General features: G+C 62.8%; 24 protein-coding genes and 1 pseudogene. 12 read left to right on the top strand and 13 right to left on the bottom strand.

From position 1 onward, the window contains the following. Window positions 1-5: 5 nt before the first annotated feature. Complete coding sequence (locus tag AC0L3H_RS02575) at window positions 6-1,058, bottom strand: ABC transporter substrate-binding protein (protein ID WP_091597270.1); 1,053 nt, start codon at window positions 1,056-1,058, stop codon at window positions 6-8. A gap of 241 nt (window positions 1,059-1,299) precedes the next feature. Between AC0L3H_RS02575 and AC0L3H_RS02570 the strand changes: the two genes are divergently transcribed. Next, a complete protein-coding gene (locus tag AC0L3H_RS02570) occupies window positions 1,300-2,100 on the top strand; it encodes an IclR family transcriptional regulator (RefSeq protein ID WP_473584396.1) in 801 nt (266 codons plus the stop codon). 334 nt (window positions 2,101-2,434) lie between these two features. On the opposite strand, the gene AC0L3H_RS02565 is transcribed toward AC0L3H_RS02570, so the two are convergent. Then, window positions 2,435-3,454, bottom strand: coding sequence for an isopenicillin N synthase family dioxygenase (locus AC0L3H_RS02565; RefSeq protein ID WP_473584395.1), 1,020 nt, complete (start codon window positions 3,452-3,454; stop codon window positions 2,435-2,437). A gap of 442 nt (window positions 3,455-3,896) precedes the next feature. Between AC0L3H_RS02565 and AC0L3H_RS02560 the strand changes: the two genes are divergently transcribed. Beyond that, window positions 3,897-4,703 (top strand): SRPBCC family protein, encoded by an 807-nt coding sequence (locus AC0L3H_RS02560; protein ID WP_287251955.1) that lies wholly within the window; start codon window positions 3,897-3,899, stop codon window positions 4,701-4,703. Between the two features lie 82 nt (window positions 4,704-4,785). Further along, window positions 4,786-4,941 carry an AbrB/MazE/SpoVT family DNA-binding domain-containing protein gene (locus tag AC0L3H_RS02555; protein WP_473584394.1) on the top strand — a complete coding sequence of 52 codons (156 nt, stop codon included), beginning with the start codon at window positions 4,786-4,788 and terminating at the stop codon, window positions 4,939-4,941. 151 nt (window positions 4,942-5,092) lie between these two features. Here the strand turns inward: AC0L3H_RS02555 and AC0L3H_RS02550 are convergent, their stop codons facing one another. From AC0L3H_RS02550 to AC0L3H_RS02540, 3 genes are all read right to left on the bottom strand, one after another. Further along, window positions 5,093-5,674 (bottom strand): DUF1349 domain-containing protein, encoded by a 582-nt coding sequence (locus tag AC0L3H_RS02550; protein WP_236370340.1) that lies wholly within the window; start codon window positions 5,672-5,674, stop codon window positions 5,093-5,095. A gap of 77 nt (window positions 5,675-5,751) precedes the next feature. Beyond that, a complete protein-coding gene (locus AC0L3H_RS02545) occupies window positions 5,752-7,269 on the bottom strand; it encodes a S10 family peptidase (RefSeq protein WP_473584393.1) in 1,518 nt (505 codons plus the stop codon). A gap of 100 nt (window positions 7,270-7,369) precedes the next feature. Continuing rightward, entirely contained in the window at window positions 7,370-8,467 is a 1,098-nt protein-coding gene (locus AC0L3H_RS02540; protein ID WP_473584392.1) for a lactonase family protein, read from the bottom strand. Between the two features lie 91 nt (window positions 8,468-8,558). On the opposite strand from AC0L3H_RS02540, the pseudogene AC0L3H_RS02535 reads away from it, so the two are divergent. The 3 genes and pseudogenes from AC0L3H_RS02535 to AC0L3H_RS02525 all read left to right on the top strand — a co-directional run. Beyond that, window positions 8,559-8,760: pseudogene (locus tag AC0L3H_RS02535) on the top strand (amine oxidase); the annotation flags it as partial. A 3-nt stretch (window positions 8,761-8,763) separates the two neighbouring features. Then, window positions 8,764-9,924, top strand: a complete 1,161-nt coding sequence (locus AC0L3H_RS02530) for a CaiB/BaiF CoA transferase family protein (protein WP_473584391.1) — start codon at window positions 8,764-8,766, stop codon at window positions 9,922-9,924. Continuing rightward, entirely contained in the window at window positions 9,921-11,069 is a 1,149-nt protein-coding gene (locus AC0L3H_RS02525; protein WP_473584390.1) for an extracellular solute-binding protein, read from the top strand. The genes AC0L3H_RS02530 and AC0L3H_RS02525 overlap by 4 nt, the downstream gene beginning before the upstream one ends. Window positions 11,070-11,089: 20 nt before the next feature. Here AC0L3H_RS02525 and AC0L3H_RS02520 read toward each other — a convergent pair whose 3' ends face one another. Together AC0L3H_RS02520 and AC0L3H_RS02515 are read right to left on the bottom strand one after the other, a co-directional pair. Continuing rightward, window positions 11,090-11,926: an amidohydrolase family protein gene (locus AC0L3H_RS02520; RefSeq protein WP_473584389.1), complete on the bottom strand. Its 837-nt coding sequence runs from the start codon at window positions 11,924-11,926 to the stop codon at window positions 11,090-11,092. Between the two features lie 51 nt (window positions 11,927-11,977). Continuing rightward, window positions 11,978-12,769, bottom strand: coding sequence for an IclR family transcriptional regulator (locus tag AC0L3H_RS02515; protein WP_473584388.1), 792 nt, complete (start codon window positions 12,767-12,769; stop codon window positions 11,978-11,980). Window positions 12,770-12,918: 149 nt separating this feature from the next. Here AC0L3H_RS02515 and AC0L3H_RS02510 point away from each other — a divergent pair, with 149 nt between their 5' ends. From AC0L3H_RS02510 to AC0L3H_RS02500, 3 genes are read left to right on the top strand one after another with little or no spacing between them, the layout of a single operon-like run. Further along, entirely contained in the window at window positions 12,919-13,248 is a 330-nt protein-coding gene (locus tag AC0L3H_RS02510) for an L-rhamnose mutarotase (RefSeq protein WP_091597514.1), read from the top strand. Next, window positions 13,241-14,317, top strand: a complete 1,077-nt coding sequence (locus tag AC0L3H_RS02505; protein ID WP_473584387.1) for a Gfo/Idh/MocA family protein — start codon at window positions 13,241-13,243, stop codon at window positions 14,315-14,317. The genes AC0L3H_RS02510 and AC0L3H_RS02505 overlap by 8 nt, the downstream gene beginning before the upstream one ends. Before the next feature lies 1 nt (window position 14,318). After that, a complete protein-coding gene (locus AC0L3H_RS02500; RefSeq protein ID WP_473584386.1) occupies window positions 14,319-14,777 on the top strand; it encodes a MaoC/PaaZ C-terminal domain-containing protein in 459 nt (152 codons plus the stop codon). Window positions 14,778-14,867: 90 nt separating this feature from the next. On the opposite strand, the gene AC0L3H_RS02495 is transcribed toward AC0L3H_RS02500, so the two are convergent. Both AC0L3H_RS02495 and AC0L3H_RS02490 read right to left on the bottom strand, forming a co-directional pair. Continuing rightward, window positions 14,868-15,536: a Vgb family protein gene (locus AC0L3H_RS02495; RefSeq protein WP_473584385.1), complete on the bottom strand. Its 669-nt coding sequence runs from the start codon at window positions 15,534-15,536 to the stop codon at window positions 14,868-14,870. Window positions 15,537-15,577: 41 nt separating this feature from the next. Then, window positions 15,578-16,798: a helix-turn-helix domain-containing protein gene (locus AC0L3H_RS02490; protein WP_473584384.1), complete on the bottom strand. Its 1,221-nt coding sequence runs from the start codon at window positions 16,796-16,798 to the stop codon at window positions 15,578-15,580. Window positions 16,799-16,949: 151 nt separating this feature from the next. On the opposite strand from AC0L3H_RS02490, the gene AC0L3H_RS02485 reads away from it, so the two are divergent. From AC0L3H_RS02485 to AC0L3H_RS02475, 3 genes are all read left to right on the top strand, one after another. Next, window positions 16,950-17,720 (top strand): DUF899 domain-containing protein, encoded by a 771-nt coding sequence (locus AC0L3H_RS02485; protein WP_473584383.1) that lies wholly within the window; start codon window positions 16,950-16,952, stop codon window positions 17,718-17,720. Between the two features lie 6 nt (window positions 17,721-17,726). After that, the gene (locus AC0L3H_RS02480) at window positions 17,727-18,020 is read left to right on the top strand and encodes a hypothetical protein (RefSeq protein WP_292543104.1); all 294 of its coding nucleotides are present in this window, start codon (window positions 17,727-17,729) and stop codon (window positions 18,018-18,020) included. Window positions 18,021-18,147: 127 nt separating this feature from the next. Next, a complete protein-coding gene (locus tag AC0L3H_RS02475; protein WP_473584382.1) occupies window positions 18,148-18,579 on the top strand; it encodes a hypothetical protein in 432 nt (143 codons plus the stop codon). 93 nt (window positions 18,580-18,672) lie between these two features. On the opposite strand, the gene AC0L3H_RS02470 is transcribed toward AC0L3H_RS02475, so the two are convergent. From AC0L3H_RS02470 to ehuC, 4 genes are read right to left on the bottom strand one after another with little or no spacing between them, the layout of a single operon-like run. After that, a complete protein-coding gene (locus AC0L3H_RS02470; protein WP_473584381.1) occupies window positions 18,673-19,404 on the bottom strand; it encodes a GntR family transcriptional regulator in 732 nt (243 codons plus the stop codon). Next, window positions 19,401-20,180: an ectoine/hydroxyectoine ABC transporter ATP-binding protein EhuA gene (ehuA, locus tag AC0L3H_RS02465; RefSeq protein ID WP_473584380.1), complete on the bottom strand. Its 780-nt coding sequence runs from the start codon at window positions 20,178-20,180 to the stop codon at window positions 19,401-19,403. Before ehuA ends, AC0L3H_RS02470 begins: the two co-directional genes overlap by 4 nt. Continuing rightward, entirely contained in the window at window positions 20,177-20,836 is a 660-nt protein-coding gene (gene ehuD, locus AC0L3H_RS02460; RefSeq protein WP_027152501.1) for an ectoine/hydroxyectoine ABC transporter permease subunit EhuD, read from the bottom strand. Before ehuD ends, ehuA begins: the two co-directional genes overlap by 4 nt. Continuing rightward, entirely contained in the window at window positions 20,833-21,561 is a 729-nt protein-coding gene (gene ehuC / locus AC0L3H_RS02455) for an ectoine/hydroxyectoine ABC transporter permease subunit EhuC (protein WP_091597301.1), read from the bottom strand. The genes ehuD and ehuC overlap by 4 nt, the downstream gene beginning before the upstream one ends. Window positions 21,562-21,589 lie beyond the last annotated feature (28 nt).

Genomic DNA, 21,589 nt, shown 5'->3' with positions numbered 1-21,589 from the left:
CAGGCTTATTGCTCAGCCAGAAGTTTCTTGAACAACTCCTCGTCGTAGGGCGAATAGATATAGCCGTCGGCCGGAAAGTCGGCCGCCCGTGCGAGGTACTGATCGATATTGGAATTGTCGATCACCGGCAACGGGATCTTGACAAAAGCCGGCACATCCTTGCCTTCCAGCGCCTGGACGGCGGTGTAGGTGGCGAAAGCGCCGAGCCAGTTCGGCTGCATGGTTGCCCAGCTCTTGAGGCCCTTTTCCTTCCAGAGTTCGAGGAATTGGCGGGCATTCTCGCCGGTGATCGGCACTTGTTCGCGGCCCTGCTTGTCGAGGGCGAGCACCGCGCCCGCCGACAAGGCGCCGCCGAGCGACAGTATCCCGTCGATCTCGGGATTGGCGAACAGCAGGCTGGTGACGGCTTCCTGTGCAGGCGCGACATTGTAGGGTGTATTGGTCTCGGCAAGGACCGTCACGTCAGGATGGGCCTTGAGCGCCGCGTCAGCGCCTTTGCGCCGATCGTCGCTGACCGAAACGCCGGCCGGGCCGTTGAGGATGAGGATCTTGCCCTTGCCGCCGATCGCGTCGATCAGGAACTTGGCCGCCTGATCGCCCCACTGGGCGGAATCGGTGTTGACCTTGGCGGTCACCTGGTCGGTGTCGACGAGGCTGTCGAAGTTGATGATGGCGATGCCCTTGGCGCAGGCGTCCGCCAGCACACGCGCCGGCGCGGTCGACGAGCCGGCGATCAGGATGATGGCGTCAACGTCGGAATCGATCATCGACTGGATCTGCTGGATCTGGACGTTGGCGTCGCCCTGGGCGTCGGTTACGACAAGCTTGTCGACCAGCCCCTGCTTCTTCAGGGTCTCGACCTCGGCTTCGATCGTGCCCTGTGTCTGCTTCATCCAGGTCGGCACTGAATAAATGTTGGCCCAGCCGATCGTGTACGGCGCCTTGCGGTCGCCCTTGATGCATTTGGCGGCCGCATTGGCCTGCGAACCGGCGCCGAGGCTTAGTAGGAGACCGAGGCAAAGGGCGCTGGCGGATGCGAAAAACGATGATTTCGTCATGATTGTTCCCTTCTGAGGTTATGCCTGGACGTGCGGGGTCCGGACGAGAAAACCCGCCGGTTGCCGCATCCGGAAACCGCCTGTTTTTCTCGTCAGAACGTTCTGCGCCTGGCTCGTTATTGTCTGATATTTCAGACAATAGGTCTGTATATCAGACAAATGGGATGCTAGACTGAGCCTTGACATCTTTCAAGCGTCTTGAGACGAGGGCCGAATTGATTTTTACGCGGATGCGGCCGACATGAGCGATGGAGCTACTGGTCTGATCGAAAAGGAAGCCGGCGCCGAGCCGCGCAATGGCGAACGCCGCCGCGGCATCGACCGCGTCATCATGCTGCTGGAAGCGCTTTTGCGGCACCGCGCGCCGATGCGCGTCGGCGACATCGCCAAGATGATCGGCGCACCGCGTTCGACCACTTACGAAATCGTCAACAGCCTGCTCGAAGCCGAAATGCTCGAAAACGTCGGGACGGAAGGCTACGTCTATTTCGGTCGGGCTATGCATCTGTTCGGCTGGGCCTACTCGCATCACAACGCCCACTACCGGCGCATTATCGAGACGCTGGACAAGATGGCGGCGGAGACCGGCGAGACCGTGCAGTTGTGCGGCCTGCGCGGGAACAAATACATCGTTCTCGATTGCCGTGATTCTTCCGGCCCGTTCCGGATTTCAAGCGATGTCGGGGTCGAGGTGCCGATCCCGTGGACGGCGTCCGGGCGGCTCCTGCTCGGCCATATGAGCGAGCAAGAAGTGAAGGACTTCATCCCGCCTGGCGACTACAAGCTGCCCGACGGCCGCGTCATTGCGCCAGCCGAATTCTTCAGCGACGTCGCCCTGGCCCGCCGGCAAGGTTTCAGCGAGACCGTCGCCCTCGCCGACCGCTTCACGTGGTGCATGGCCGCGCCCATCCGCGATAGCTACGGCGCCATCAACAAGACTCTTTGCTTCGTGTTGCCGGTCGACACACCGGAAGCGCGGCGCAGCGAATTGCTTGCCCTGCTGTGCGAACGCGCCCGTGGATTGTCGTTGGCGGGAAGCTAACGCATTTCGCCCAAAAGTGCGCAGCGGTTTTGGGATGACGACATGCATAAAAACAAAGAACTTAAAGCGCGTCGCGTGAATTCCTTATGACGCGCTTTTTGAAGAATCGGCTCTGGCGCCTTCGCCAAGGGAGCGCGGAAAAAAATGGCCGGGCTCGAATACGGCCCGGTCAAAAGAAGGTTACAACCTTCAGAGGGGAACGCCGTTCAGGGGAATGGGAGGAAACCGCCGAACGGTGTTACCTGTTTGAGCTTGTTTGAGCGGGTTGGCGACGAACAAAATTCCAAAAGCCGGCGGGATAGCGAAAATTCCTGTTCTATTTGCTCTGACGTCTTCAGCCGGGTGATGCCCTTGTCTCAAGGAGATCGGCATAGTGCCGGCGCGCCACGTCAGGATGCGAGCGCAGGCGACTTTTCAGCACGTTGGTTCCGACGTCGCGAAACAGCGGGTTGTCCGGATCGCTCGCCGGTCCGCGCGCCTCGGCAGCCAGTTCTTCAGGCAGGGTGAGCAATGGGATCGTCGCGTCGAGCCGGGCGCTGAAGAAAAATGGAACGGAAATCCGCTCGACACCGGCCGGCGGCGTCACGACACGGTGAACCGTTGCCCTGAGATAGCCGTTCGATGCCAGTTCGAGGAGTTCGCCGATGTTGACCACCAGCGTTCCGGGGATCGGATCCACATTCACCCAGCTTCCGTCATATTCGACCTGCAGCCCCTTGTTGTCGTCCTGAAGCAGGAGCGTCAGGAAACCGCCGTCCTTGTGTGCGCCGACGCCCTGGTCGCCGCCGGTTGTGTCGCGCCCGGGATAGCGCACGATCTTCATGCGATGGTTGGGCTCACCGCTATAGATCGGATCGAAAGCATCCTCGGCCTGGTCGAGCGACAGCGCGAGGGCCTTCAGCAGGCGGACTGCCACCGCCGTCGCCCTGGTCTGCCATGCCAGCAGTGCCGGCTTGAGTTGCGGCAGGGCCGAAGGCCATTGGTTCGGCCCTTGCAGCCGCGTCCAGGCAGGAATGCCCGGCCCCTTTGGTATGGGTCGACGCTCGACGCCGATGTCGAGCTGTTCGCGCCAATCGGCCTTGCCCCTGGTCAGTTCGCCACCGGTGCGCGTGTAGCCGCGGAATTGCGGGGACTTGACCATTTCGATGGCCAGCTTGTCGGCTTCCGGCAAGGCAAAGAACCGGCGCGAGGCGTCGAGCACCTCGTCGATTTCGACAGCCGAAATTCCATGGCCGCTGAGATAGAAGAAGCCGACATCGCGGGCCGCCGTGCGCAGATCGAACAGAAAGGTCCGACGCTCCGACGCGCCCTGTTCGAGACGGCTGAGATCGAGCACGGGTACAATCCTGGCCATGGTCAACCTCCTCCTGCCTCAGGCTTGGTTCAGGCCTTTACGGTGACACGCAGGTTGTTGCGATCAAAGCAACGCTCGATCCAATCTCGATGCCAATGGCGGAAAGTCAGCGCTGCGTTTGGCGGCCGGCAGGCAAATAACGTCCGAACGGCTGTTCCATGGCACACTCACGGCCAGGCGCTGCAATGTCATTGCATTAAAAGTTCTGCGGTCTCAGGTTCGCCCTCTCTTCATGAATTCGGCTCGATTGCGAACGCTCAGATCACACGACACGGCGACGACGCGCCATAGCCGCTTTCAGCCATCAGCGCGCGTCTTGACAAAATATTTTGTCAATACGAAAATGAGTATGCTTGAGCTTTGGCGGCCGCATCGGCTCGTAGTGGCGTCGTACCGCACCCGGCCCCGACTGTGAGGACGCCAAACCCTGAAAGGAGTTCCCATGCCGATCAAGAAAGATGAAACCGGAAAGCGTTGGGTCGAGATGGAGTTCATTACGCCCGGCACACCCGAGCAGGTGTGGCGGGCCATTGCGACGGGTCCCGGCAACACTGCCTGGTTCACAAAAACCACGATCGACGAGCATGTCGGCGGCAGGCTTCATTTCGACTTCGGTCCCAATGGCGCGTCCACCGGCGAAGTGACGATTTGGGAGCCGCCGTTCCGTTTCGGCTATGTCGAACGCGACTGGAGCGAAGGCGCGCCGCCTGTCGCAACGGAGATCACCGTGACCAGCCGGTCGGGTGATCGTTGCGTCGTCCGCATGGTCCATTCGCTGTTTGCCTCGACCGACGATTGGGATGATCAGTTGGAAGGGTTCGAGAGCGGCTGGCCCGGCTTTTTCGAGGTGTTGCGCATTTACCTTTCGCACTTCGCTGGCGAAAACGCCGCCAGCTTCAGCGTCATGGCCAGCACGAAGGCCGACCAGCTCTCGATCTGGAGGCAACTTACCGAGACGCTCGGACTGGCGGGCGCAAATGTCGGCGAGCAGCGGAATGGACCGCTGCAGCCGGAGAGACTATCCGGCATAGTCGAACGCGTGCGGCAGGACGACAAGCAGCGCTTCATCGCGCTGCGCCTGACTGCACCTGCTCCCGGCATTGCCCTGATCGGAACCTATGATATCGATGGCAGCGCAAACGCCAGCATGGCATTGTATCTTTATGGCGACGACGCCGAACAGCGCGCCGCCGAGGGCGAGCCCAAGTGGCGAAACTGGTTTGGCGAAACCTTCAAGCATCCGGGCTGACGGATGCTTCTGGATCGGCCGGCCAGAAGGTCGGCCGCCCGGGCAGTTCCGTTATCATGGCGCATATGCATAGGAGAGTGTGATGAAGGTCGCCAGGTGGGGCAACAGCCTCGCTATCCGTATTCCTGCGGTTGTGGTCGAGATCCTCGAACTCGGGAAGGCGATGAGATTGAGATCCACGTCGCCGATGCCCGACGACTCGGCGTCGCGCGCAAACCTGCGCGCGAGGAATTACTGAAGCGGCTTCGCGCCTTCCGCGGCCGCCTTCCCGCCGATTTCAAGTTCGACCGGGACGAGGCGAATGCCCGGTAGCTTCTTCGACCGCGCAATTCGGCTGTCGGAAACGATACTGCTGTGAAAGCGGCGCCCCGATCCGCTGACAGGACGCGTCAGTCGTGGAGTTCCCTCGAGATCGCCGGGCCGACTGAAAAATCGCTGAATGTGACTTCGAAACCTTCACGTTGCGGCGAACAGCACATCATGCCGACATCGACTGTTTTCGAGGGCGGGAAGTAGGCGAGCCGCACCGGCTTCCAGCGATGGTCGGAGGCATCGAGATACTGAACGCGGATTGTCTCGGCATGGCGGGTCAGCCGGATCCTGACTCCGTCCGGACCGGCCGGGATGCTGACCAACGACCAGTCGGAAGCATCATTGGTGACGACGACGGAAAAATAGGCGAGCCCGTCGGTGAACTCGATGCCGGCCTTGACCCAATGCGTCTCGCTCAGCCGGACCATCAAACCGGCCTGATCATAGAGCACCTTGTAGTCCCCCTTGACGGTGACCTCGGCGCTGAAATCGCCCTCGACCTGCCGGTAGAGGAAGTGGCCATTGTCACGCCAGAAGTCATAAAAAGTCTCCCGCCAGAAATCGGTTTCCTTGCCGGTCCGAACATGCACGGTGCTGTCGCCGAAGGCATGATGCGGTGGCGGGTTGAGCCAGGTCAGTTCTGCAGGCTGAGATGTCATCGACTTGTTCGCCTCGCCGGTTCGTGTTGCGTCATCCGCCTCTCATGCGACGAGGCGGATTTGTTTCTTTTACGAGCTCATTTCGGCGCTTGGTAAAGCTCGGACGCGGCCTCTCTCAGCGCGCGCCGGCTCTCCGGCCTGAAATACATCATGTGGCCGCCTTCCAGCAGTTCGAGGCGGATAGGCGTTGCGCCGGGAAGCGAAGGAACCTGGCCGACAAGATAGCGTGACACCAGATAGGGCGTCACCAGGTCGGTGTAGCCGTTGACGATCAAAACGCCGAGGCCGGGATTTAGCGCGCGCGCCTGCTGAAGGTCATCCATCACGCCGGTATAGCCCTGACGCGTCGGGCTCGTCCCGTAATCCCAATTTCCGCTGATTTCACGGTTGAGAAGCCGATAGCTTAGATCGGTACGGAATTTCAGTTCCTCCCTGACATAGCTGACAAAGGCGGAAGTGAGCGCCGGCACGCTTCGGTCGAGCACCGGATCAGGGCCGCTGGGCCTTGGACTTTCCGGGGCAACGTCTGCCGTTTCGATCGTGCCGTCATAGAGGCTGAGAACATTGCCCCTTGCCCGCGCAAACTCCTTGGCGAAGAGCGCGGTGGGAATGCGTGCAAAGTTTCGTTTCACGAGTTCGAGCGGCAGGCCGGTGATTTCAGCAACGCGCGGGCTCGCCAGACGCCCGCCCTGTTCGAGCCCGCTGGCAAGCGCGACGAGATAGTCGCCAAGCGCATAGCGTTCGACATCGGCCAACCGTTCCCGCATTTCGGAACCGGTGACGCTTTGGCTGCGCAGGCGCACCGCCGCCAGCGACGGCAGCTCAAGCGCCCAGTGAAGCGGCTGGAACTCGTCGGGCCGCACGAGCGTGAATTCGAGCGCCGGCGAGATGAGCACGATGCCGCGAGGGCTGATGCCGATATCATCCTGGAGCGTCTTGGCAAGCAGTGCCGCCCGAAACCCGCCATAGCTTTCGCCGGCAAGAAACACCGGCGACGCTGTGCGGCCCGCCTGTGCCAGATAGAGCCGGATGAAGGCGCCCATCGCGGCGGCGTCCTGATTGACGCCCCAGAAGCTGCGTGCCTCGGTGCCGGATGCTTCGCGGCTGTAACCGGTTCCGACGGGATCGACAAAGACCAGGTCGGTCATGTCGAGCCAGGTGTTCGAGTTGTCCAAAAGCCGCTGCGGCGGTGGGAGAAAACTTCCATCGGCCGCTGTCGCCATCACCCGTGGACCGAGCGCGCCAAGATGCAGATAGGCGGAGGCTGCTCCGGGACCACCGTTGAATACGAAAGTGATCGGGCGCCGGGGATCAGGTTCCCGGCTTGGCTCGGGACGCAGCGTGTAGGCGACATGAAAGATTTCCGCGGTGACGTCGCCCTTGCCGGATAGCAACGACAGCGTGCCGGCCCTTGCCTGATAGTTGAGCGTGCGTCCCGCGATCACGATCGAATGATCTGAGACCTGGGGCGGCGGGAGCAGCGACAGAACGCCGCCCGAAGGCGACGGCCGCTCGGCCACTTGCGCATGGCCGGCTGGAAGGCCGCCGACCAGCAGCAGCATAGCAAGGGTGATTTCTAGGAGCTTGGTACGCATGGCGACTCCGCAGCGGAACGACTGCAAGCTACCACGCTGATGGCTCAGCCGAAATCACAGGACCGTGCACGCCCTCGCTGCTGGAAGGAGACCAAGGCTTTCAACGCACGATCTTCACGCACATCGGCGTGCCGATTTCGATAAACCGCTCGGTGTCGGCCAGCCGGCCCGTGGCCGCGTCGCGTGCAAGAATCGAGATGCGGTCGGCGTTCTGGTTGGCCGAGAAGAGATGGCGACCTGAGGGCGTCAGTGCCAGATTGCGCGGCGTAGCGCCCCCGCACGGCGCATGGTCGACCAGCGCAAGCGTGCCCGTCTGCTGGTCGACGGAAAACACCACGACACTGTCATGGCCGCGGTTGGAGCCATAGAGGAAGCGGCCGTCGGGCGATATCTGGATGTCGGCGCAATGATTGCCGTCGCGCGCCGCGGCCGGTACGGCCGGCTTCGTGTCGATCTCGGTGAGCCTGCCTGACGCTTCGTCCAGTGCAAGCGAGACGACCGTCGAATCCAGTTCGTTCATGACGAATACGAAGCGCCCGCCAGGATGCAGCGCCACGTGACGTGGCCCGGCGCCGGGCGCAAGCGCCGACTCCGCCAGTCTGGTCAGGCCGCCGTCGGGCCTGATGCGGTACGAGACAAGCCGATCGATGCCGAGATCGGCGACGATCGCCACGCCACCGGCAATCGTCTCGGTGACGCTGTGGGCATGGGGACGTTCCTGACGAACTGCGTCGGGACCAGTTCCGCTATGGGCGACGCTCGACAACGGCGCGGTCAAGCCGCCATCGTCGCGCAATCCGTAGACGACGAGCGAGCGATCGGGGCCGCCTTCGCCCATGCCGTAATTGGCGACCAGGAGCTTCGTCCCGTCGCGCGTGACGGTGTTGTGCGCCGTGATGCTGCCAAGCGTCGGCTGCTTGTTGATGTAGGAGAGCGCGGCGGTTTGCCTGTCGAAATGGTAGGCCGAGACCACCCCTTCGCGCCAGGTGAACACTTCGGAGTTGGCATAGACATGTGACCCGTCCGGCGTCACAGACAGGAAGGTCGGATTGTCGACGTCTCCCGTCTCGGCCAGTTTCCTCGTCTCCAGCGTCTCTTCGTCGAAACTGTAGACGCTGAGCCCAACGCCGCGCGCGCCCTGAAAATAAGGCGCCTCGCGGTTGAGGCTGCCGACGAAGACCAGACAGGCGTTCTGCATCGAAATCCCCCCTTGTTCCGCCGACGCCCAGCCGCAGCGGATCGCGGCAAAATTTCGCCTGTTCACGCTTGAAACACAATCCCATATGTGAAAATACTATTCACCAAAGGAGATTGGTAAGGGGACCGATCGTACAATCCAATCTCGACACGAAACCCAATACAAGGAGATGGGGCTGATCCGCGCCAGCTATGAAGTCCAAGAGTGAAGGAGAGCTCGTGCTTTATTGCCAGCTCCTGCAGACGGTGAAGTGCCGGAATCCGGCCGATTTCGCCGGCAAGACGGAGACATAGGCGATGGCTGCCATCGCCGAATTGCCGCTGACCGGACTCGTCGTCGTCGACATGAGCCAGTTCCTGTCCGGGCCCTACTGCTCGCTGCGGCTGCTCGACCTTGGCGCCCGCGTCATCAAGATCGAGCGCCCGGATGGGGGTGACCTGTCGCGCCGACTCTATCTCAGCGACACCGAGATCGGCGGCGATTCCACCATCTTCCACGCCATCAACCGGGCCAAGGAAAGCTTTGCCATCGACCTCAAGGAAGCGGCCGATCTGGCGGCGCTGCGCGGCCTGCTGGCCAAGGCCGACGTGCTGATCCAGAATTTCCGGCCCGGCGTCATCGAGCGCCTTGGCCTTGACTACGAGGCGGTGCGCAAGATCAATCCACGCCTGGTCTATGCCTCGATCAGCGGCTATGGCGAAGAAGGCCCCTGGGTCAAGCGCCCCGGGCAGGATCTGCTGGCGCAGGCGCGTTCCGGCGTGATGTGGCTGAACGGCGACGAGGACCAGGGCCCGGTGCCCTTCGGCCTGGCGATTGCCGACATGCTGGCAGGCGCCGCCGCCGCGCAAGGCATCCTTGCCGCACTGGTGCGGCGCGGCCTGACCGGCACCGGCAGTCATGTCGAGACCAGCCTGCTCGAAGCGCTGGTCGACTTCCAGTTCGAGGTGCTGACCACGCATCTCAATGACGGACGCCGCCTGCCACGGCGATCGGCGTTCCGCAGCGCCCATGCCTATCTGTCGGCGCCTTACGGCGTCTATCCGGCCAAGGACGGCTATCTGGCGATCGCCATGACGCCGATCCCGAAGCTGGCCGACCTTTTGGCACTCGAACAGCTTGCGCCCTATCGCGATCAGCCGTCGACCTGGTTCACCGCCCGCGACGAGATCAAGGCGATCATTGCGAAGAAAATCGCGACGAAGACGGTCGACGAATGGCTTGCCATCCTCGAGCCGGCCGACATCTGGTGCGCCAGGGTGCTGACCTGGCCGGAAATGATGGCCAGCGAAGGTTTTCAGGTGCTCGACATGCTGCAGACAGTGACGCGCGAGGATGACGTCTCGATCCTCACCACGCGTTCGCCGCTCAGGGTCGATGGCGTCCGCGCCAAGGTCGAGCGGGCGGCGCCGCGCATCGGCGAGCACAGCGCAAAGATCCGCGAAGAATTCGGGCTGTGAGCGACGTGACGCTCAAAGGCATGACCTGGAGCCATCCGCGCGGCTACGACCCGATGGTCGCCTGTTCGGGACTGTGGAAGCAGCAGACCGGCGTCACCATCGAATGGGACAAGCGCTCGCTGCAGGATTTCGAATCGTTTCCGGTCGAGGACCTGGCCCGTGCCTACGATTTGATCGTCATCGATCATCCGCATGTCGGCCAGATCACCGCCGAGACTTGTCTGGCGCCGCTAGACGTTGTGGGGCGTGAAGAGGAACGCGCGGCACTGGCGGCAGGCAGCGTCGGCCAGTCCTATCCTAGCTACAACTGGCAAGGCCGGCAGTGGGCGTTTCCGATCGACACGGCCAGCCAGGTGCAGGCGTGGCGGCCGGACATGCTTTCCGCCGCGCCGGCGAACTGGTCCGAGGTGCTCGACCTGGCGCGGCAAGGCCGCGTGCTGCTGCCGCTCAGGCCGCCGCATTCGCTGATGGTGTTCTACACGCTTGCCGGCAATCTCGGCAGGCCCGCCGTCGAAGAGCCTGGCGACCACATTAACCCTGACATCGGCGGCCGCGTTTTCGAGATGATGCGCGAGATCGCGGCTCTCGTCGATCCGACCTGCCTTGGCATGGACCCGATCGGCGTCCTGGAGGAGATGGCCAGTTCCGGCACGCGGATCGCCTGCGCGCCGCTGATCTACGGCTACGTTTCCTATGCCATCGCCGGATTCCGCAGCAGCCGCCTTGCCTTCGCCGACATTCCGCCTGCCGGCGACGCTGGTGTAGTCGGGTCGGCGCTCGGCGGAACCGGCATTGCCGTGTCGGCCTTTTCGAAGGCCACGCAAGAGGCCATCGACTTTGCCTATTGGATCGCCAGCGGCGAGGTGCAGCGCGGCCCCTATGCGTCGGCCGGCGGCCAGCCCGGCCATGCCGCAGCCTGGGACGATGCCGCCGTCAACGCAGCCACCGGCAATTTCTACAAGGACACCCGCGCCACGCTCGAGAGCGCCTGGGTCAGGCCACGCCAGGATGGCTACATGGCCTTCCAGCAGGCGGCCTCCGATCGTATCAAACTCGGCCTGACCGAAAGGCACGATGCCGGCCGCGTCGTCGCCGATCTCAATCGCCTGTTTGTGAAGAGTCTCCGGCACCCGGCGCTGAGATGAGGCAGAGTTCGCTAACTTCTCTACAAATTCCAGAGCCGCTTCGCATTGGCGGAGAGCAGCTTTTGCCGTTCATCGACGCTTGCTCCGGCAAGCAGCGCATGCGTCGCCGCAATCCAGGTGGCTAGTCCGCCGCCAAGCGTGCAGACCGGCCAGTCGCTGCCCCACACGACCCGGTCCCAGCCAAAGCATTGGATGGTGTGCTCGACATAGGAACGCAGCGTTTCGACCGTCCAGGATCCAGCGTCCGCATAGGCGACCACACCGGAAATTTTGCCGACGACGTTCGGGCGCCGCGCGATCTCCGCCATATACTCGCGCCAGGGATGCTCACTGCTGCCCTTGATGTCGGGCACGCCGCAATGGTCGAGCACGAACTGCACGTCCGGCGCGAGATCGGCAAGCGCAATCGCCTTGCGGATCTGATGCGGCAGGACGACGAGGTCGAAGGTCAGTTTGGTGCCGGCAAGCCGCTTGATGTTTTCGCGAAACAGCACGCCTTCCGAAAGCTCGTCCGGCACGACGTGGAGCACACGGCGAAAACCCCTGACGAAAGGATCGGCGCGCTGGCGCTCGAGATAGGCGGCAAAGCCCGGCTCTTCCGGACGGCAGGAGGCTATTGCCCCGCGCAGCAAGCTGTCCTTCTGGTGTGACAGCGCCTTTACGTGACTGGTCTCAGCCTCGACATCGGCTGGATCGACATCGACCTCCATGTGCAACGCGCCCTCTATGCCGGCGCGGCGAGCCTGGACTGCATATTCGTCGTAGGGGAAATCGCGGTTCAGCGCCGGCACGTTGGAGAGCCAAGGGTAGCGCAACGCCGACTGGTCGATCAGATGCAGATGGGTATCGAAGATCATGATTGCGCGCTCCTCCTTCGCCGTTTCAAAATCATCTCACGCAGAAATTGTTCAATCAGTCGCCTGCTTGGCAGCGGCTCCCGCCAGTTGCGACAGCTTTTCGGCCGCTGCCAGCAACAGTTCTATGGTCCTCGTAATGTCGGGCGCCCTGGGTGCGTTGATCAGGGTTATGTAGGGGATCGACAGCGCGGCGATCGCCCTACCGTCCGAGCCAAGCACGGGTGCCGACAGGTTGAACACACCGGCGGTCTGCATCGATGCCATCATTTCATAGCCGCGTTGTCGGATCTGGTCGAGACGGGCAAAGAAGTCCGGCGATTGAGGCGGCTTGTGGGCGCTGCGCAGATGTTCCGAGATCATCATCCGCCGCTCTACCGGCGAGCGGAACGCCAGCAGCACATGTCCGGAGCCGGTGTCGAACAGGCTGACATGCGCGCCGACGCGAATCGAGATGCCCCAATAGTCCGGCGCCTCCTGCTGGGCGATCACCACGGCAGAACCGCGGTCGAAGACGACAAGCTGGTTTGACTGCTGCGAGGTCCCGGCAAGTTCGCGCATCAGCGGCGTCGCATAGGAAACCAGCCGCCGCACCGGCGCGTGCAGATGCGCCAGGCCAAACAGCTTGAGCGTCAGCGAGTAACGGTCGCCATCCGGCCGCGTGACGTAGCCGCGCCGCACCAGCCGGTCCAACATGCGGTAGAACTCGTTGGGGCTGCGGTCGAGCTTCTTGGCGATTTCCGCCTGGGTCAGGCCGCCATCGACGCCGGCCAGAAGCTCAAGGATGTCGAGCCCCTTGTCGAGCGCCGGCGCGCGATAGCGGTCATCGTACTCGTCCTCCGCCATAGTCACTCCCCGTGGTCAGCATCCGAAGGACCATCGGCTTGGTGATTGTGTAAATTATTTGTTTGTATGTAAATAGTGGGCAGATCACCGCCGGTGCAACGCAACGCATCGCGGCATTCATAACGACGATAGTGAAACAGGAGCCGGACATGCAGCGGATGGCAATGGTGCTCGGCCTCAAGCCGGAAAAGGTCACCGAATATGTGCGGCTTCACGCAGCCGTCTGGCCCGAAGTGCTGGCGATGATTTCCGCCTGCAACATCAGGAACTATTCGATCTATCTCAAGGAGCCGGAGCACCTCTTGTTCAGCACTTTCGAGTACCACGGCACCGACTATGCCGCCGACATGGCGAAGATGGCCGCCGATCCCAAGACGCAGGAATGGTGGGCGCTGTGCATGCCTTGCCAGGAACCGCTGCCGACCCGCAAGGAGGGCGAATGGTGGGCATCGATGGACGAAGTCTTCCATCATGACTGATGGCGTTTTCGACCCAGCCTCGCTCTCCCAGTCCTGGGCGAAGCCATCGAAGCCGCGGCCGATCGTGATTTTCGGCGCCGGCTCGATCGTCGGCGACGCGCATTTCCCGGCCTATCGGAAAGCCGGCTTTCCGGTCGCCGGGCTTTTCGATCCAGACCACGCCAAGGCGGAAAAACTCGCGGCCAACTGGGGCGTCACCGCTTACCGGTCGATCGAGGAGGCTGCGTCAATCGACGGCGTCATCTTCGACCTGGCGACGCCGCCGGCTCATCATGCCGGCGTGCTCAGGGCGTTGCCCGACGGCGCCGTAGCGCTGATCCAGAAGCCGATGGGCAGCGATCTCACCGAGGCCACCGAGATCCTCGAAATCTGCCGCGCCAAGAAGCTGAAGGCGGCGGTGAATTTCCAGCTCCGCTTCGCGCCGATGATGCTGGCGCTGAAGGGTGCGATCGCCAAGGGCTGGCTGGGCGACGTCGTCGACTTCGACGCCTGGCTGGCGCTGGCGACACCCTGGCAGCTGTGGGAATTTCTGCTGAAGGCGCCGCGCGTCGAGATCGCCATGCATTCGATTCATTATCTCGACCTGATCCGGCAATTGCTCGGCGATCCCAGGGGGATTCACGCCAAGACGCTCGGTCATCCCGGCCATAAGGTTGCTCAAACGCGCACCAGCGCGATCCTCGACTATGGCGACACAGTTCGCTGTGCGCTGTCGATCAATCATGATCATAAATTTGGCCGAAAACACCAGGCCTGCGAGTTCCGCATCTGCGGAACCGAGGGCGCCGCCTATCTCAAGCTCGGGCTCAACCTCGACTATCCGCGCGGCGAGCCCGATGTCCTTGAAATTTGTCCCAAGGGCGGCTCAGACTGGGTCACGGTGCCGCTCGTCGGCGAATGGTTTCCGGACGCCTTTGTCGGCCGCATGGCCAATGTCCAACGCTACGCATCAGGCGAAGACGCCGAGCTTGTCAGTTCCGTCGAGGACGCCTGGAGCACCATGGCGCTGGTCGAGGCCGCGTACCAATCGAGCGCGGCGCCGGCAACACCGATGGCGGCGAGGCCCTGACATGGAGCAGACTGTCTATTTCGAGGACTACCAGATCGGCTCGTCGCGCATGACCAGCGGGCGCACTATCACCGAAACCGACTTCGTCGTGCATGCCGGCCATACCGGCGATTTCTTCCCTCACCACATGGACGCCGAGTTCATGAAGACGACGCCGTTCGGCCAACGCATCGCCCATGGCACGCTGGTCTTCTCGGTCGGCGTCGGACTGACGGCAAGCGTCATCAACCCGGTCGCGTTCTCCTATGGCTATGACAGGTTGCGCTTCATCAAGCCGGTGTTCATCGGCGATACGATCAAGACTCGCACCACCATCTCGGCCAAGCAAGACGACCCAAAGCGGCCGGAGTCGGGTCGCGTCATCGAGCGCTGCGAGGTGATCAACCAGCACGGCGATGTGGTCCTGGTGGCCGACCACATCTACATCGTCGAGCGACGCGCCAAGCCCAACAGCGCTTAAGGGCTCCAGCGATCCGGTCCGCCGCATTGATGACCGCTCCCGGCGGACGGTTCGTCAAAGCGGAAAGCGCGCCCGCGAGGGCCGCTTCGGTTACTCGCTCGTCGGGTCGACCGGGATTTTGGAGCCTCGCCTGGGTCGGCGGATGGCTCTCACCTTGCCGCTGTTTCCACCGCCGCAGAAGAACTGATCGCCACCATCGGACTCGAGCCCCGACACGCCTGTTCCAGGCGGCATCTCAAGCTTCTCCAGGACCTTTCCGGTTTCAGGATCTATCCGCCTGACGTCGCTCTCGTCACCTTCCCAGGTGCCGTGCCAGAGTTCGCCGTCGATCCAGGTGACCCCTGTGACGATACGGTTGGAATCGATTGTGCGAAGAACTGCCCCTGTCTGGGGGTCGATCTGATGGATTTTGCGACCGCGATTCTGCCCCACCCAAAGTGAGCCTTCGGCCCAGGCGAGTCCGGAGTCGCCGCCGCCACCTGGCGCCGGAATCGTGGCGAGCACGCGGCCAGTGTTGGGATCGATCTTCTGAATGCGATCTTCGGCGATCTGGAACAGGTGCTGGCCGTCGAAGGCCGTTCCTGCGTGCGCGGCGACATCGATCGCGCGCACCACATTGCCGCTCGCAGGATCCAGGGCGTTCAGCCTGTCTCCTGACGCAAACCAGACCTGCTGACCGTCGAATGTAACCCCAGCCACCTGGTCGACACCCGGAAAGGGTCCATATTCGCGGAGGACTTCAGCTGCAGATCGTTTCATGCTTCTGCTCCAGGCTCAGATCTGTTGAATTGTCCATGACACTAGTAACCCGACAGTGAGCCGGGGAGTAACAAGATTGTCGGGAATCCCGGCACCGGCGGGGTCATCCAACGGCGCGCTCGCCCGCGGCCGAAGGACTGCACCTTGCCTGCTGCCGCAAGCTGCTCGAGCGAGCGCTGCACGGTGCGCGAGCTGGCTCCGAGCGCAATTGCGAGCGCCGAGCTCGACCACGACTCGCCGTCGGCGAGGAAGGCGAGCACCGCTGCATGCGGCTCGTCGGCGGGCGGCGCCAGCACCACGACATCGCGCGGGCGGCGCGGCTTAAGCGCAAAGCCTCGCTTGGTCGCGCTCACATCCGCCAGTGACCGCAACTCCACCCGAAGCCGACCGACTTCGACCCGCAACCGGGCGCGATGGGATTCATCGGCGTGCTTGCCGCCGAAGGCGCGTGCGACGAGCGTGCTCCGCGGCACGTCTGCGGGCCAGGCTTCGCCCAGCGCACGCGCAAGCGCGAACAGGACCGGGCGCGTCGCCAGCGAGACGATCATGCCGGCGTCCCGCACGATATTGCGGCAGGCGTCGACGACGAGTGCCCCCGACGCCAGCAGCGCTTCGACCTCCTCGAGCAGGAGCGGGCGCTCAACCCCGCGCGCGATCAGGCGCGCCGCGGGCGTGTTCATCACCAGGGATGCGCCTTCAACCTCGGCCGTCAGCGCTGGAATGTCCGCCTGGCCCGCCGCGTGCGCGGCCCGCCCGAGCGCAGCGCGCGCCGCCTTGGTCCGGAGGCGGCGTAGCGCGACCCCCGCAATCACCAGCTCGTGGGCGGCCCTCGACGCGGGTGGGAGCGTCGTCGGGTCGAAGCCGGCGAGCCTGCTCTCGGCCTCATCGAGGCGTCCGATCAGGAGCAGGCGCCGCGCTTCGAGATTGCGCGCATGCGCGGCATTGACGTGGTCGCCGTGCTTTTCAAGCGTCGACCGCGCGCCGTCGAGTGCCTTCGCCGGCCAGCCGAGGTCGCGCGAGACGAGCGCGATCTCGGCTTCGGCGACGACGCACCTCGCGCGGGCCACTGCCTCTTTCGGACCGAAGGCGCGCGCAGCACTTTTGAGGAGAGCCTTTGCGCGAACGAGATCGCCGAGCTGCGCCATTGCAATGCCGCGCAGCGCAAGCGCAGGCGCATCCTCACGCAGGGCGACCCGCTTCAAAGCGCCAAGGGGATCACCCGTCGCAAGGGCGCGCGCTGCAGCGGTGATCAGCGAGTCCATCGGAATCCCGTCACACTTGTCACTCTCACCTTTCGATGTCCGGTCCTAATCTATCTCAGCACCAACAACCAGCGCGCCGTAAGAAAGCGGTGCGAACGAGGCAGGACATAGAGGACAAAACATAGAGGACAGAACATAGAGGAGAAGAACGATGCCGACACACAGGACCGGAACACGTGAGGAGTGGCTGGCAGCGCGGCTTGATCTGCTCAAGGCAGAGAAGGAGCTCACGCGACAAAGCGACGAGGTGGCGCGGCGGCGGCAAGAATTGCCTTGGGTTCGGATCGACAAGGATTACCGATTCGAGACAGACGAAGGCAGCGCTTCACTGGCAGACCTTTTCAGGGGACGCTCGCAACTCCTCGTCTACCACTTCATGTTCGGGCCCAATTATACGGCGGGCTGTCCGGCCTGCTCAGCGATCGCGGATGGATTCGACGGCTTCGTCGTCCACCTGGCCAACCACGACGTCACGCTTTCGGCGGTATCGCGGGCACCGCTCGGGAAGCTGCAGGCGTGCAAGCGGCGGATGGGATGGACGTTCCCCTGGGCCTCCTCACACGGCAGCGACTTCAATTTCGACTTCGACGTTTCGTTCACCGAGGAGCAGCAGCGCGAGCAAGGCATCGAATACAACTATGTGCGCGAGGCGCCTCTCGCCAAGATACCCTCGCGTACGACTGCCGACGGCTCCGAGACCTTCGCTGCAATGAGCGGAACGGACATGGCCACGTACACGCGCGAGAGGCCAGGCATGAGCGCATTCGTGCTAGAGGACGGCCTCGTCTACCACGCCTATTCCACCTATGCGCGCGGACTGGACGGCCTCTGGGGCATGTATCAGTGGCTCGACCGCGCGCCCCGAGGGCGTAACGAGACGGGCGTCTGGTGGCGCCGCCACGACGAGTACGGCCAGGGCTGACGTTCGATGACACTGCACCACACGCAGAAGGCGCCGCCCGCAGGCAGCGGATCTGCCGATTTCCCAAGCGACAATGTCGCCGCCCGCGGCGCGGCCGACTGGCTATCGCTGGCAGCCGCGCCAACCTTCGCAATGATGGCGCTGCTGACGGCCGTCACCGGTGATGCGGAGATGATCTGCTCGGCGGCACATGCGTCGCCGCTGAGCGGAATGGTCATGATGTACTTGCTGATGAGCGCCTTCCATTCGGCGCCTTGGCTGAAGCTGGTTGGCCGCCGACGAGGCGCTGCCCGCCGGTGATCCGGCGTTCGCCAGATCAAACGGTAACGGGCGCGCGACCTAGCACAGGCCAGACATGGCTGTGGCAGCCGATTTTGCAAGTGCCAAACCCAGTGACGACGCAATGGCGCAGTGATATGAACCGCGCGTGGATCTGGTCACCTTCCTGCAAACGAATTGGGCTGTCGTGATGCAAGCACCGTGGGTGTTTGTCACGTTTGCGGCGCTGTTCGGTGGTGGCGGTTTTCTGATTGGCCGCTATTGGCTGAGTGAGCGCGTTGCCAATCTGGAAAGCCGTCTCGCCAGACGCGACGAAGAAATCGCCGCCCACCGTTCGACCCAGGCTGCGCCGGCCGAGCCTTCACGCGACAATCTCACCGCCCAACGGGTGGCTTTCGTGCAGGACTTGACCCGACTCTATACGCTTTCCCATGACGGCATCAGTCCAGAAATGATAGCAGGCTTCGCTCTGCCGCCTGTCGCATGGCTAAACGAACAATTGGAGAGTCAAGGGAAAGCTTGGCGTGTGCGCAACATCAATGGGCGGAATTTCGAGATTGTCGATCTGTCATCCGCTTAGTCTTAGTTCACCAGCGTCGCTACCTAGCCGTAGGGGAATGGCGATCCACTTCATAAGTGGAGATAGAGCGCGCGACCGCTCCGCACTGCGAAATTACAGCGTTCCACCGGACATGTGGACCTCGCCTGCATGACGCATCATGCGGCGAAAGCTCATCGAGATATGGGCTCGCCTGATGTGCCCGATCGACTCCCAGTCGCCGATCTCGGCGGCGGCAAGCACCTCTTCCATTTCGCGGCGGAACGCAGTGAACTCCTCGACCAGGCCCAACTGCGGCATCATCTTCAGGACGACGCGCGCGACCTGAAAATACAGGCGCTCGCTGATCTCGCGCAGCGGCTGGTTGCCGGTCATCGCGGTGAGCTCGTAGAAAAAATCCATGTTGAGGCGCAGGAAAGCGCGCTGGTCGGGATTGAGCACATCGGAATCGCAGCGCGCGATGAGTGCCCTTATCCGGTCGAGGTCGTCCGCCGTGCGCGGGATCGGCGAAAGCTTGCCGACGAGGAGCGCCAGCTCCAGGCGCAAGTGATAGACCTGCTGCAATTCCTCGATGTCGACGTCGGTGACGATCGTGCCGACGCCATGGACGGATTGAACCAGACCCTCGGATTCGAGGCGCGCCAGGACACGGCGAACCGGCGTGCGGCTGATCTGGAATTCCTGGGCAAGCTCTTCCTCGGAGAGATGGCTGCCGGGCGCATAGTCGAGCAGGCAGATGCGGTCGCGCAATATCCGGTAGATACGCTCGAACCGCTCCCGCGCCGAGAGCGGGCGCGGCGGTGCGGCGGTCGCGGCCAGGGGCGCGGCATCCGTCTCAAGCGTCATCCAGCCTCCAGGACAGCGTGCAGGAACTGCCGCGTCCGCTCGTTCTTGGGGGCGCCGAACAACTCGTTTGGCGGCCCCTGCTCGCAAATCTTGCCGGCATGGAAAAAGCAGACGCGATCGGAGAATTCCTTGGCAAATCCCATCTGGTGGGTGACCATCAGCATGGTGAGGTCATGTTCCCTGCCGAGTTTTCGGATGACTTCAAGCACCTCGCCGACGAGTTCGGGGTCGAGTGCCGAGGTCACCTCGTCGAACAGCATGATCTTGGGCCGCATGGCGCAAGCGCGGGCGATGGCGACACGCTGCTGCTGGCCGCCGGAAAGCTGCGAGGGATAGTGGTCCTTCTTCTCCGACAGGCCGACCATGTCGAGCAGCTCGGCCGCACGCGCCTCGGCATCGGCCCGCTTCATGCCGAGCACGGTTATCGGCGCCTCGATGCAGTTCTGCATCGCAGTCATGTGCGGGAACAGGTTGAACGACTGGAACACCATGCCGATCTTGGCGCGGATCTTGCGGATGTGCGCGAGATCGGCGGGAACAAGCTTGCCGTTCCTCTCCATGTGGGTGAGCGGCTCGCCTTCGACCCAGATGACGCCGTCATTGATCGTCTCCAGCGTCATCAGCATGCGCAGCACCGTGGTCTTGCCGGAGCCGGACGGCCCGATGATGGAAACCTTCTCGCCGCGTGCTATGTCCAGATTGAGCCCGTCGAGAACGGTCAGCGCGCCGTAGCGTTTCGAAACATTGTCGAAGTGGACCATCGGTTGTTCCATCATCGCATGGTCCTCCGGTTGAGCAAGCCTTCGAGGGAGCGAATGAGCGCGGCGGAAACCAGGCTCATGGCAAGGAAGAACAGGCCGACCAGCGTCATCGGCTCAGTGTAGCGGAAGGTTTCGGAGCCGATGATCTTGGCCGTCTGCATCAGCTCCAGCACGGCGATTGCGGAAAGCAATGGCGTCTCCTTGAACAAGGCAACCAGATAGTTGCCGAGCGCCGGAACGATCGGCGGGATCGCCTGCGGAATGATGATGTCGCGGAACGTCGTCCAGGCTGACAGATTGAGGGCGACCGAGGCTTCCCACTGGCCGCGATGGATGTTGTCGAAACCGGCGCGATAGACCTCGGAACAATAGGCAGCGTAGTGGATACCGATGGCAAGCACCCCGGCGGTGAAGGCGTCGAGCACGACACCGAATTTCGGAAAGACGAAATAGAGAAAGAATATCTGGATCAGCAACGGGGTCGACCGGATCAGTTCGACCAGCACCGAAATCGTCCAGCTGGTCCACGGCACGGCGATTCGGACCACCGCCAGCACCAGGCCAAGCGAGGCGGCAAGCGCAAACCCGATCAGCGTCGCCTCGATGGAAACGATGGCAGCGCTGGCGAGCACCGGCAGGATTTCAAAAGCAAATGCCCAGTCCCAGATCATGCTGCCTTCCCCCGCGCCAATCCGAGCGAAGCCCGCCTTTCGAGAAGCCGCATGCCGATGGTCACGACCAGCGACATTGCCAGGTACATCAGCAGGACGAGGGTGAAGATCGGAATGGTCTTGAACGTGTTCTGGTTCATTTGCTGCGCCTTGAAGGCGAGGTCCGAGAGCGTGATCAGCGAGACCAGCGCTGTCGATTTCAAAAGCTCGATGAACAGATTGCCCCAAGGCGGGATCATGGCGACGAAAGCCTGCGGCAGGATGATCCGGCGCAGCATCTGGGGGCGGCTCATGTTCAATGCGGTAGACGCCTCCCACTGTCCGCGGGCGACGGACTGGATCGCGCCGCGCACGACTTCCGATCCGTAAGCACCAACGTTCAGGCCGAGCGCCAGGACAGCAACCAGAAATGCGTTGAGCGTGACACCGAATTGCGGCAGCACGAAAAACAGCCAAAACAATTGCACCAGCGCCGAGGTGCCGCGGAAGATCTCGACATAGACCGTGGCCAGCCATTTGAGCGGCGCCGGGCCATACATCCTTGCCAACGCCGCCAGCACGCCCATGACGATTGCCAGCAGGCTGCCGAGGATAGCGATCTCGATCGTCAGGACCGCGCCTTGCAGCAGCCCCGGCATAAACACTTTGTAAGATTCCTGCGTTGCCAAGGCACCGATCACGACAAGCGCGACGACCAGCATGGCAACGAGCGTACGGATTCCCATGCGGATTCCCCCAGGAAAAAGGGGCGGC

The organism is Mesorhizobium sp. WSM4816, from assembly GCF_055811535.1.
Note: the sequence above shows the minus strand (reverse complement) of the source record. Positions and strands in the feature narration are given on the sequence as shown.